This is a genomic window from Enterobacter sp. 301B, from assembly GCF_003850715.1.
In the GTDB taxonomy this organism is placed as follows: Bacteria; Pseudomonadota; Gammaproteobacteria; order Enterobacterales; family Enterobacteriaceae; genus Enterobacter; species Enterobacter intestinihominis.
This window is the reverse complement of sequence record NZ_PQTC01000023.1, coordinates 1-11,809: the sequence shown is the minus strand read 5'-3', so window position 1 is coordinate 11,809 and position 11,809 is coordinate 1. Positions and strand designations below refer to the sequence as shown.

Sequence of the window (11,809 nt, the reverse complement as noted above, 5' to 3'; positions counted from 1 at the left end):
TATTCATGCAATAAATGTGAATAAAAATACATTAACGTTGAGCATAAAGGAACCCGATGTTGAATACGCTGATTGTAGGCGCTAGCGGTTATGCGGGCGCAGAGCTTGTAAGCTACGTGAATCGCCACCCACATATGACCATAACCGCTTTGACCGTGTCAGCGCAAAGCAATGATGCCGGAAAGTTAATTTCCGATTTGCATCCACAACTTAAGGGCGTGGTTGATTTGCCTTTGCAGGCCATGTCTGACATCAGCGAGTTTACCGACGGCGTTGACGTGGTGTTTTTAGCCACCGCACACGAGGTCAGTCACGACCTGGCGCCGCAGTTTCTGGCAGCCGGTTGCGTGGTCTTCGATCTCTCCGGCGCGTTTCGCGTTAACGACAGCGCGTTCTACGAAAAATATTACGGCTTCACCCATCAGCACCCGGATCTGCTCGAAAAAGCGGTGTACGGCCTGGCGGAGTGGAGCGCAGATAAACTGAAAGAAGCGAATCTGATTGCCGTGCCTGGCTGTTACCCGACGGCGGCGCAGCTCTCCCTTAAGCCGCTGATCGACGCGGGTCTGCTGGATCTTGACCAGTGGCCGGTGATCAACGCCACCAGCGGCGTGAGCGGCGCCGGGCGCAAGGCCGCGATCTCCAACAGTTTCTGCGAAGTGAGCCTTCAGCCGTATGGCGTGTTTAATCACCGTCATCACCCTGAAATCACCACCCATCTGGGCGCGGAGGTGATCTTCACCCCGCACCTCGGTAGCTTCCCGCGCGGGATCCTCGAAACCATTACCTGCCGCCTGAAGCCGGGTGTGACCAAAGAACAGGTGAGCGAAGTCTTCACGCAGGCGTATGCGGATAAACCACTGGTGCGTCTGTATGACAAAGGCGTACCAGCGCTAAAAAACGTGGTCGGCCTGCCGTTCTGCGACATCGGCTTTGCCGTGCAGGGCGAGCACCTGATTGTGGTCGCCGCAGAAGATAACTTACTCAAAGGCGCTGCCGCACAGGCAATGCAGTGTGCAAATATTCGTTTCGGCTTCCCTGAAACGCAGGCTCTTATTTAAGGTGTGATGATGAACCCATTAATTATCAAACTCGGTGGTGTACTGCTGGACAGCGAAGAAGCGCTGGAGCGCCTGTTTACCGCGCTGGTGAACTATCGTGAATCACATCAACGTCCGCTGGTGATTGTCCACGGCGGCGGCTGTGTGGTGGACGAGCTGATGAAAGGGCTCAACCTGCCGGTGATTAAGAAAAATGGCCTGCGCGTCACGCCTGCCGACCAGATTGACATTATTACTGGTGCGCTGGCGGGGACGGCGAACAAAACGCTGCTGGCGTGGGCGAAGAAGCACCACATCGCGTCCGTTGGTCTCTGTCTGGGCGATGGCGATAGCGTGAAAGTGACCCAGCTCGACGAAGCGCTTGGCCATGTTGGACTGGCGCAGCCAGGTTCGCCTAAGCTGATTAACACCCTGCTGGAAGGTGGTTTTCTGCCGGTGGTGAGCTCAATCGGCGTGACCGAAGAGGGCGAGCTGATGAACGTCAATGCGGACCAGGCGGCAACCGCGCTGGCGGCCACGCTGGGCGCAGACCTGATCCTGCTCTCCGACGTGAGCGGTATTCTGGACGGCAAAGGCCAGCGTATAGCGGAAATGACCGCCGCAAAAGCCGAACAGCTGATCGATCAGGGCATTATCACCGACGGCATGATCGTTAAGGTGAACGCGGCGCTGGATGCCGCGCGCACGCTGGGTCGTCCGGTGGATATCGCCTCCTGGCGTCACGCGGAGCAACTCCCGGCGCTGTTTAACGGTACGCCGATTGGTACGCGTATTCTGGCTTAAGATTCTGTGCCGGATGGCGCTTCGCTTATCCGGCCTACGTGAATTTTGTAGGCCCGGTAAGCGCAGCGCCACCGGGCAAAAATATCATCATTAAGGAAATTCGTTATGGCACTTTGGGGTGGGCGTTTTACACAGGCAGCGGATCAGCGGTTCAAACAGTTCAACGACTCTTTGCGCTTCGACTACCGCCTGGCCGAACAGGATATTGTCGGCTCTGTGGCCTGGTCCAAAGCGCTGGTGACCGTGGGCGTGCTGACCGCAGAGGAACAGCAGCAGCTGGAAGAGGCACTGAATAATCTGCTGGAAGAGGTGCGTCTGGATCCGCAGCAAATCCTCCAGAGCGATGCCGAAGATATTCACAGCTGGGTGGAAGGCAAACTTATCGACAAAGTCGGCCAGCTGGGTAAAAAGCTCCATACCGGGCGTAGCCGTAATGACCAGGTGGCGACCGACCTGAAGCTGTGGTGTAAAGAGACCGTCGGCGAACTGCTGGCGGCGAATCGTCAGCTGCAGAGCGCGCTGGTGGACACTGCGCAGAACAATCAGGATGCGGTGATGCCGGGTTATACCCACCTGCAACGCGCACAGCCGGTGACCTTTGCGCACTGGTGTCTGGCCTACGTTGAGATGCTGGCGCGTGATGAGAGCCGTTTACAGGATACCTTAACGCGTCTGGACGTCAGCCCGCTGGGCAGCGGCGCGCTGGCCGGTACGGCTTATGAAATCGACCGTGAGCAGCTGGCAGGCTGGCTGGGCTTTGCCTCCGCCACCCGCAACAGCCTGGACAGCGTCTCTGACCGTGACCACGTGCTGGAGCTGCTCTCAAATGCCTCTATCGGCATGGTGCACCTGTCGCGCTTTGCCGAAGACCTGATCTTCTTTAACTCTGGCGAAGCGGGCTTCGTCGAGCTGTCCGACCGCGTGACGTCCGGCTCCTCCCTGATGCCGCAGAAGAAAAACCCGGATGCGCTGGAGCTGATCCGCGGTAAGTGTGGCCGCGTGCAGGGCGCGCTGACCGGTATGATGATGACCCTGAAAGGGCTGCCGCTGGCATACAACAAAGACATGCAGGAAGACAAAGAGGGGCTGTTCGACGCGCTCGACACCTGGCTGGACTGTCTGCATATGGGCGCGCTGGTGCTGGACGGCATTCAGGTGAAGCGTCCTCGCTGCCAGGAAGCGGCGCAGCAGGGCTATGCTAACTCAACTGAGCTGGCGGACTACCTGGTGGCGAAAGGTGTACCGTTCCGCGAGGCGCACCATATTGTGGGTGAAGCGGTAGTGGAAGCGATTCGTCAGGGTAAAGCCCTTGAAGAGCTGGCGCTTGCCGACCTGCAAAAATTCAGTGCGGTTATTGGGGAGGATGTCTACCCGATTCTGGCCCTGCAATCCTGCCTGGATAAGCGTGCGGCGAAAGGTGGAGTCTCGCCGAAGCAGGTGGCGCAGGCGATTACGGACGCGAAAAACCGGTTGGTTTGATTTGTGCGGGCTGGTGCCCTCACCCCGGCCCTCTCCCACAGGGAGAGGGAGAAAAACGGAGCCTGGCCTAGTGCCGGGCTTTTTTTACGCAAAAAAAAGCGGACCACGGGGTCCGCAAAAGTTCACGTTGGCTTTAGTTTTTCGAGTTTTGAGAGAAACTCGCTGACGGTGCGGGGTCGTTTTGGGTCAAACACGTGCCGCCACGTCTATGTGATGTATTATTCAACAGAATGCTTGATAGGGATAATCGTTCGTTGCTATGCTATCTATCGCCATGAACTATCGTGGCGACGGAGGATGAATAATGAATATTCGTGATCTTGAATACCTGGTAGCGTTAGCTGAGCATCGCCATTTTCGCCGCGCGGCAGACTCCTGCCACGTCAGCCAGCCAACGCTGAGCGGTCAGATCCGCAAGCTGGAAGATGAGCTGGGCGTGATGCTGCTGGAGCGCACCAGTCGTAAGGTACTGTTCACGCAGGCAGGTCTGCTGCTGGTGGATCAGGCGCGCACCGTACTGCGCGAGGTCAAAGTGCTCAAGGAAATGGCAAGCCAGCAGGGGGAGGCGATGTCCGGCCCGCTGCATATTGGCCTGATCCCAACCGTTGGCCCGTATCTGTTGCCGCAAATCATTCCGCTGCTGCACCAAACGTTCCCGAAACTCGAAATGTACCTGCATGAAGCGCAAACCCATCAGCTGCTGGCGCAGTTAGACAGCGGCAAGCTCGACTGCGCGATCCTGGCGCTGGTCAAAGAGAGTGAAGCGTTTATTGAAGTACCGCTGTTCGATGAGCCGATGATGCTGGCGATCTATGAAGATCACCCGTGGGCGAACCGCGATCGCGTGCCGATGGCCGATCTGGCCGGAGAAAAGCTGCTGATGCTGGAAGACGGCCACTGTCTGCGCGATCAGGCGATGGGCTTCTGCTTCGAAGCGGGTGCAGATGAAGATACCCATTTCCGCGCAACCAGCCTGGAAACGCTGCGTAACATGGTCGCGGCGGGAAGTGGCATTACGCTGCTGCCTGCGCTGGCCGTGCCGCGCGAGCGTAAGCGTGATGGCGTGGTCTATCTGCCGTGTATTAAGCCAGAGCCGCGTCGCACGATCGGCCTGGTTTATCGTCCGGGTTCACCGCTGCGCAGCCGCTATGAGCAGCTGGCAGAGGCCATCCGTGGTGCAATGGATGGCCATTTCGACAACGCGTTAAAACAGGCGGTTTAAGCCGTTCAGCGCAGCTACCCGATAGGCTTCCGCCATGGTCGGGTAGTTAAAGGTGGTGTTAACGAAGTACTCGATGGTGTTGCCACCACCTTTTTGCTCCATGATCGCCTGGCCGATATGAATGATTTCCGCGGCACGTTCACCAAAGCAGTGAATACCGAGGATCTCTTTCGTCTCGCGATGGAACAGGATCTTCAGCGTACCCACGCTCATCCCCACAATTTGTGCGCGCGCCAGGTGTTTAAACTGGGCACGACCCACCTCGTAAGGCACCTTCATGGCCGTCAACTGCTGCTCGGTTTTGCCGACAGAACTGATTTCCGGGATGGTGTAGATGCCCGTCGGGATGTCCTCGATCAGATGCGCCGTCGCTTCACCTTTCACCAGCGCCTGTGCGGCGATGCGGCCCTGATCGTAAGCAGCGGAGGCCAGACTTGGGTAACCAATAACGTCGCCCACCGCGTAAACGTGCGGCAGCGCAGTCTGGTACATGCTGTTGACCTTGAGCTGACCGCGGCTGTCGGTTTCAAGCCCGATATTCTCCAGCTGCAATGAATCCGTGTTGCCGGTACGGCCGTTGGCGTACAGCAGGCAGTCCGCCTTCAGCTTCTTACCAGATTTCAGGTGCATGATCACACCGTCGTCGCAGCCTTCGATTTTCTCGTACTCTTCGTTGTGGCGAATCACCACGCCACTGTTCCAGAAGTGGTAGGAGAGGGAATCTGACATCTCCTGATCGAGGAACGCCAGCAGCCGGTCGCGGGTGTTGATCAAATCAACTTTGACCTCCATTCCCCGGAAAATCGACGCATATTCACAGCCAATCACGCCCGCGCCATAGATGATCACATGGCGTGGCTCGTGGTGCAGGCTGAGGATGGAGTCGCTGTCGTAAATGCGTGGATGAGAGAAGTCCACGTCTGCCGGATGATATGGGCGCGATCCGCAGGCAATCACAAATTTTTCAGCGGTGAGCGTCTCAACCGAACCGTCGTGGCACTCCAGCGCCAGGGTGTGTTCATCCACAAAATGCGCGTTACCCTGCAGAATTTCACAGTGGTTGCGCTCATAGAAACCCTGACGCATGCGCGTCTGCTGGTTAATGACCGTGTCTGCGTGATTCAGGATATCGGCAAAGGAAGAACGAAGAAGTCGGGAGTGGTCGCTGTAAAGAGGGTTCTGGTTAAATTCGATAATGCGGCTAACGGCGTGGCGGAGGGCTTTCGAAGGGATGGTGCCCCAGTGGGTGCAACCGCCGCCGACATTATGGTAGCGCTCAATAACCGCTACTCTGGCTCCCTGTTTTACCAGACCCATAGCAGCACCTTCGCCGCCGGGGCCGGAACCAATAACTATTGCGTCGTAATCGTAGGAATGTGGCATGGCAAGGCTTACCTGTTCTTATACATAAAAGCAACAGAATCATAACATCATTGCCTGGGTAACCCAATTATCGTTGTGCTTTTTTCGGGCAGTGGAGCACAAACCGCGCGTAAACAATCATTCACAAAGCCAGGTAAACAGATTAATTTTATTCTCTGGTATAGTGCCAACGGGCCTTTGGAAGGATTCAACTATCGTGATGGGCGTAAGAGCACAACAAAAAGAGAAAACCCGGCGTTCGCTGGTGGAAGCCGCATTCAGTCAACTGAGTGCTGAGCGGAGTTTTGCCAGTTTAAGCCTGCGCGAAGTGGCGCGCGAGGCCGGGATTGCGCCAACGTCCTTCTATCGTCATTTCCGTGATGTGGATGAACTGGGCCTGACCATGGTCGACGAGAGCGGTTTGATGCTGCGCCAGCTTATGCGTCAGGCGCGTCAGCGTATTGCCAAAGGCGGCAGCGTGATCCGCACCTCCGTGTCGACATTTATGGAATTTATCGGCAATAACCCTAACGCGTTTCGCCTTTTGCTGCGCGAGCGCTCTGGCACGTCGGCGGCGTTTCGTGCCGCCGTCGCGCGTGAAATTCAGCATTTCATCGCGGAACTTGCCGACTATCTTGAACTCGAAAACCATATGCCGCGTGCGTTTACTGAAGCACAGGCCGAGGCGATGGTGACCATTGTTTTCAGTGCGGGTGCCGAAGCGCTGGATGTCAGCATTGAACAACGTAAGCAACTCGAAGAGCGACTGGTATTGCAGCTGCGAATGATTTCTAAAGGTGCGTACTACTGGTATCGCCGTGAACAAGAGAAGTTGGCACATCAAAACGATGAGTGAAGGTGAGTAATGAAACAGTCAGGTCAGGATAAAGGAACGCTGTTGCTGGCATTGATCGCTGGCTTATCCATCAATGGTACGTTTGCGGCGGTTTTCAGCTCAATTGTACCGTTCTCGATTTTCCCGATTATCGCGCTGGTGCTGACGGTGTATTGCCTGCATCAACGTTATCTGAACCGCACCATGCCGGTTGGGTTACCGGGGCTGGCCGCAGCCTGTTTTATTCTGGGTGTACTGTTGTACAGCACCGTGGTGCGTGCAGAGTATCCGGATATCGGTTCTAACTTCCTGCCTGCGGTGCTGTCTGTGGCGCTGGTGTTCTGGATTGGCTCGCGCATGCGTAGCCGCAAGAGCCAGTTACCAGAGTAAAGGGTTTTGTCATTGTAGGCCGGATAAGCGAAGCGCCATCCGGCTTTTTTGGCAGGTGGCGCTTCGCTTACCTGCCCTACAAGGCCCACATTACTTCGCCGTGAGCAGTACGCCGCACTCCATATGGTGCGTATATGGGAACTGATCGAACAGCGCCAGACGTTCAACCTTGTGCGTCTGGCTTAATGTTTCCAGATTCTTGCACAGCGTCTCAGGGTTACAGGAGATGTACAAAATACGCGGGTACGCCTGCACCATCTTCTCGGTTTCGCTGTCCAGGCCACTGCGCGGCGGATCGACAAAAATTGTCTCACACTGGTAGCTCTTCAAATCAATCCCTTGCAGGCGGTTAAACTCGCGTACGCCGTTCATCGCCTGGGTAAACTCTTCTGCCGCCATACGAATGATCTGCACATTATCAATATGGTTAGCGGCGATGTTGTACTGCGCGGCGGCCACCGACGGTTTGGCGATTTCCGTCGCCAGCACGCGTTCGAAGTTACGCGCCAGCGCCAGCGAGAAGTTGCCGTTACCGCAGTAGAGCTCCAGCAGATCGCCCGTCGACCCTTCCGTCGCATTCAGCGCCCACTCCAGCATCTGCACGTTCATTGCCGCATTCGGCTGGGTGAAGCTGTTCTCCACCTGACGGTAAACCATCTCTTTTCCTGCCACCGGCAAACGCTCGTCGATGTAATCCTGGTCCAGCATGATTTTGGTTTTGGTCGCGCGGCCAATCAGGTGCACGTTGATGTTCTGCGCGCGCAGCGCATCGCGCAGGGCTTCTGCCTGCTCGCGCCACTCGTCGGTCAGCGCTTTGTGATAGAGCAGAGAGACAATGGCCTGATTGCTTTGGGTGGTCAGGTAGTCAATCTGGAACAGCTTGTTGCGCAGCACCGGATTAGTGCGCACACCGTCGATCATCAGCGTCATTAGCTGGTTGATAAGCTCACTCGCCGCCGGGAAACTGTCTACGCGAATCCGGGATTTCGTCTGCTGATCGAAAATGATGTGGTACAGGTCATCGCCATCGTGCCAGATGCGAAACTCAGCGCGCATACGGTAGTGGCTGACCGGAGAACGAAACACCTCGGGAACGGGCGCGTTGAAAGGCGTCATCATACTTTGCAGGCGGACAACTTTTTCTGCCAGCTGTGCGTCGTACTGTTCTGTCGGGAGGTGTTCGGGGGTCATGATGCGTCCTGAGTGATAAAGAATTACGCGGGGATTGTAGGGATTGTGCAGTGGATGTCCAGATTTAATGGCTAATAGCTATCTGGACATCTATACGTGTCTAATTGTAGCATTCTGTTTCCGGTCTCCTGAGAGTGAAAAGGGAATCCAGTGCAAATCTGGAGCTGACGCGCAGCGGTAAAGACTGGCGGGATGAGAGTTGTAGACACTGTGAAAACGGGAAGTCTTCATCCGTATAACGCCACCCAGCCCGAAGACCTGCCGGGATCACGTCGCATTTGGTTTCATCATCGCGTGCTATCGATGAGGCCTGCGGCATCCTTCTTATATTGTGGATGCTTTAACAATGATTAAAAAAGTATCGCTGTTGACGGCGTTTTCCGTCACGGCATTTTCGGGCTGGGCGCAGGAAAGCGCCGACTCGTTGGTGGTGACAGCAAACCGTTTCGAACAACCTGAAAAATCTGTTCTGGCTGCGACTTCTGTCGTGACGCGGGCCGATATCGACCGCTGGCAATCCACCACGGTTCTGGATGTCATGCGTCGCCTGCCTGGCGTAGATACGGCACAAAATGGCGGGATGGGGCAGCTCTCTTCTCTCTTTATACGCGGTACGAACTCCAGCCATGTCCTGATTCTCGTCGATGGGATCCGCCTTAACCAGGCGGGCGTCACGGGGTCGTCCGATCTCAGCCAGTTTCCGATCTCCCTGGTGCAGCGCATCGAATATCTTCGTGGACCGCGTTCGGCGGTGTACGGCTCGGATGCGATCGGTGGTGTAGTCAACATTATCACTACGCGTGCGAAGGATGGCACAACGCTGAATGCTGGCGTTGGGACACACGGCTTCCAGAATTATGGTGGCAGCACCCAGCAAACATTGGGTGAAAGTACGCGCGTTACGCTGGCGGGGGATTACACCTACACAAAAGGCTTTGACGTCGTTGCTGACGGTAATAACGGCGGCCTTGCCCAGACCGATCGCGACGGCTTTATGAATAAAACGCTCTACGGCGCACTGGAGCATGCTTTCTCTGAGCAATGGAGTGGTTTCGTTCGCGGCTATGGTTACAGCAACCGTACCGCCTATGACGGCTATTACAGTTCATTTACCCCTGATGTGCTGGTTGATACCCGCCAACTCTATAGCCAGACCTGGGATGCCGGATTGCGGTTTAACCGGGATGTTTTCCATTCACAGTTGCTCTCCAGCTACAGTCACAGCAAAGACTACAATTACGATCCGCACCTTGGACGCTATGACTCCACAGCAACCCTGGATGAAATCAAACAGTACAATGTTCAGTGGACCAACTCAGTTGACGTGGGGCATGGCAACATCGGCGCGGGCGTTGACTGGCAGAAACAGAGCACCGAGCCGGGTACCAACTACGTAACCAACGCCTATGACCTGCGTAACACTGGCGTCTACCTGACTGGGTTGCAGCAGTTTGGAGATTTCACTCTGGAGGCGGCGGCCCGCAGCGATGACAACTCTCAGTTTGGTCGCCATGGTACCTGGCAAAGTAGCGCAGCCTGGGAGTTCGTTGACGGTTACCGCTTCATAGCCTCTTATGGCACGGCCTATAAAGCGCCGAATCTGGGTCAGCTCTATGGCTTCTACGGCAATACCCATCTTGATCCTGAAGAGAGCAAACAGTGGGAAGGGGCGTTTGAAGGCCTGACGGCAGGCGTAAGCTGGCGCGTATCCGGCTATCGTAATGACGTTGATGATCTCATCGACTTCAACAATAACCTGCAGCAATATTACAACGTCGGCAAAGCACGCATTAAAGGTGTAGAAGCGACAGCGTCGTTTGATACGGGTCCGTTGACGCATACTGTGGGCTACGACTATGTGGATGCCCGCAATGCGGCAACCAATCAACTTCTGGACCGTCGTGCTAAACAGCAGGTGAAATATCAGCTTGATACGCAGATCTATGATGTTGACTGGAGCCTGACGTATCACTATCTCGGCACGCGCTACGACACCGACTTTGGAACCTATCCGTCAGAGAAAGTTAAAATGGGCGGCGTCAGCCTGTGGGACGTCGCGGTTTCATATCCTGTCACCTCACATCTCACAGTTCGTGGTAAAATAGCCAACCTGTTCGATAAAGATTACGAGACAGTTTATGGCTACCAAACTGCAGGACGGGAATACACCTTGTCTGGCAGCTACACCTTCTGATCCGCGTCCCACCGTGCTGGTGTTTGATTCCGGCGTCGGTGGGCTTTCGGTCTATGATGAAATTCGGCAGCTCCTGCCGGATCTCCATTACATCTATGCCTTCGATAACGTCGCGTTCCCGTATGGGGAAAAGAGTGAAGACTTTATCGTTGAGCGTGTGATTGAAATCGTCACTGCGGTACAAAAGCGCTATCCCCTGGCGCTGGCGGTTATTGCCTGTAATACGGCAAGCACGGTCTCTCTTCCTGCCCTGCGCGAAAAATTCCCGTTCCCGGTTGTGGGCGTTGTCCCGGCAATCAAACCTGCGGCGCGTCTGACGGCGAACGGTATCGTGGGGTTGCTGGCGACACGCGGTACGGTAAAACGTCCTTATACGCGTGAGCTTATTGAGCGCTTTGCCAATGAATGCCAGATCGCCATGCTCGGCTCCGCGGAGCTGGTGGAAATGGCGGAAGCGAAACTGCACGGCGAGACGGTATCGCTTGAAGAGCTGCGTCGCATTCTGCGTCCATGGCTGCGGATGCAGGAACCACCGGATACGGTTGTTCTCGGCTGCACCCATTTCCCGCTATTACAGGAAGAGCTGTTAAAGGTTTTGCCTGAAGGGACCCGGCTGGTGGATTCCGGTGCTGCGATTGCGCGTCGGACGGCCTGGCTACTGGAGCACGAGGCGCCGGATGCGAAATCAGCGGATGCGAACATCGCTTTCTGTATGGCGATAACAAAAGAAACCGAACAACTTTTGCCCGTTTTACGTCGTTATGGCTTCGAAACGCTCGAAAAACTGGCGCTGTAGCACGGTTTTGAGCAAAAAAGAGACGGTTGAACGTTTTTTTTCAAAGAGGGGTTGTCAACGTCTGAGAACTCCCTATAATGCGCCTCCACTGACACGGAACAACGGCTTACAAGCCGCCGGGACAGCGGGGTTCAGAGATGAACGCCAACAGAGAAAAGTGAAAATAATTGCTTGACTCTGAATGAGGAAAACGTAATATACGGGACCTCGCAACGGTGAGCGAAAGCCGCGTTGCACTGCTCTTTAACAATTTATCAGACAATCTGTGTGGGCACTCAAAGTGACATGGATTCTTAATGTCCTCGGACACTAAATGAATACCAAGTCTCAACGAGTGAACACGTAATTCATTACGAAGTTTAATTCATTGAGCATCAAACTTAAATTGAAGAGTTTGATCATGGCTCAGATTGAACGCTGGCGGCAGGCCTAACACATGCAAGTCGAACGGTAACAGGAAGCAGCTTGCTGCTTCGCTGACGAGTGGCGGACGGGT

General features: G+C 55.3%; 10 protein-coding genes, 1 rRNA gene and 1 riboswitch. Of the genes, 9 read left to right on the top strand and 2 right to left on the bottom strand.

What is annotated here, in order from left to right; genetic code table 11:
• Positions 1–56: 56 nt before the first annotated feature.
• The 4 genes from argC to oxyR all read left to right on the top strand — a co-directional run bounded on the left by argC (position 57) and on the right by oxyR (position 4,545).
• Positions 57–1,061: an N-acetyl-gamma-glutamyl-phosphate reductase gene (argC, locus tag C3451_RS20025; protein WP_045623064.1), complete on the top strand. Its 1,005-nt coding sequence runs from the start codon at positions 57–59 to the stop codon at positions 1,059–1,061.
• Between the two features lie 6 nt (positions 1,062–1,067).
• Entirely contained in the window at positions 1,068–1,844 is a 777-nt protein-coding gene (gene argB / locus C3451_RS20020; protein ID WP_094948456.1) for an acetylglutamate kinase, read from the top strand.
• Positions 1,845–1,949: 105 nt separating this feature from the next.
• Positions 1,950–3,323, top strand: a complete 1,374-nt coding sequence (gene argH, locus C3451_RS20015) for an argininosuccinate lyase (protein ID WP_023298888.1) — start codon at positions 1,950–1,952, stop codon at positions 3,321–3,323.
• Between the two features lie 304 nt (positions 3,324–3,627).
• A complete protein-coding gene (gene oxyR, locus C3451_RS20010) occupies positions 3,628–4,545 on the top strand; it encodes a DNA-binding transcriptional regulator OxyR (protein WP_022649783.1) in 918 nt (305 codons plus the stop codon).
• On the opposite strand, the gene sthA is transcribed toward oxyR, so the two are convergent.
• On the bottom strand, positions 4,528–5,928 hold the full coding sequence (gene sthA / locus C3451_RS20005; RefSeq protein WP_003862057.1) for a Si-specific NAD(P)(+) transhydrogenase: 1,401 nt from the start codon (positions 5,926–5,928) through the stop codon (positions 4,528–4,530). The genes oxyR and sthA overlap by 18 nt on opposite strands.
• 196 nt (positions 5,929–6,124) lie before the next feature.
• Here sthA and fabR point away from each other — a divergent pair, with 196 nt between their 5' ends.
• Both fabR and C3451_RS19995 read left to right on the top strand, forming a co-directional pair.
• A complete protein-coding gene (gene fabR, locus C3451_RS20000; protein ID WP_003862059.1) occupies positions 6,125–6,763 on the top strand; it encodes an HTH-type transcriptional repressor FabR in 639 nt (212 codons plus the stop codon).
• Between the two features lie 9 nt (positions 6,764–6,772).
• The gene (locus C3451_RS19995; protein ID WP_017383113.1) at positions 6,773–7,132 is read left to right on the top strand and encodes a YijD family membrane protein; all 360 of its coding nucleotides are present in this window, start codon (positions 6,773–6,775) and stop codon (positions 7,130–7,132) included.
• Between the two features lie 90 nt (positions 7,133–7,222).
• On the opposite strand, the gene trmA is transcribed toward C3451_RS19995, so the two are convergent.
• A complete protein-coding gene (gene trmA / locus C3451_RS19990) occupies positions 7,223–8,323 on the bottom strand; it encodes a tRNA (uridine(54)-C5)-methyltransferase TrmA (RefSeq protein ID WP_023298887.1) in 1,101 nt (366 codons plus the stop codon).
• A gap of 104 nt (positions 8,324–8,427) precedes the next feature.
• A riboswitch (cobalamin riboswitch) is annotated at positions 8,428–8,604 on the top strand.
• A 65-nt stretch (positions 8,605–8,669) separates the two neighbouring features.
• On the opposite strand from trmA, the gene btuB reads away from it, so the two are divergent.
• The 3 genes from btuB to C3451_RS19975 form a co-directional block, all read left to right on the top strand.
• Positions 8,670–10,517: a TonB-dependent vitamin B12 receptor BtuB gene (btuB, locus tag C3451_RS19985; protein WP_032626966.1), complete on the top strand. Its 1,848-nt coding sequence runs from the start codon at positions 8,670–8,672 to the stop codon at positions 10,515–10,517.
• Positions 10,462–11,313: a glutamate racemase gene (murI, locus tag C3451_RS19980; RefSeq protein ID WP_023298885.1), complete on the top strand. Its 852-nt coding sequence runs from the start codon at positions 10,462–10,464 to the stop codon at positions 11,311–11,313. Before btuB ends, murI begins: the two co-directional genes overlap by 56 nt.
• Before the next feature lie 382 nt (positions 11,314–11,695).
• A 16S ribosomal RNA gene (locus C3451_RS19975) occupies positions 11,696–11,809 on the top strand; the annotation flags it as partial.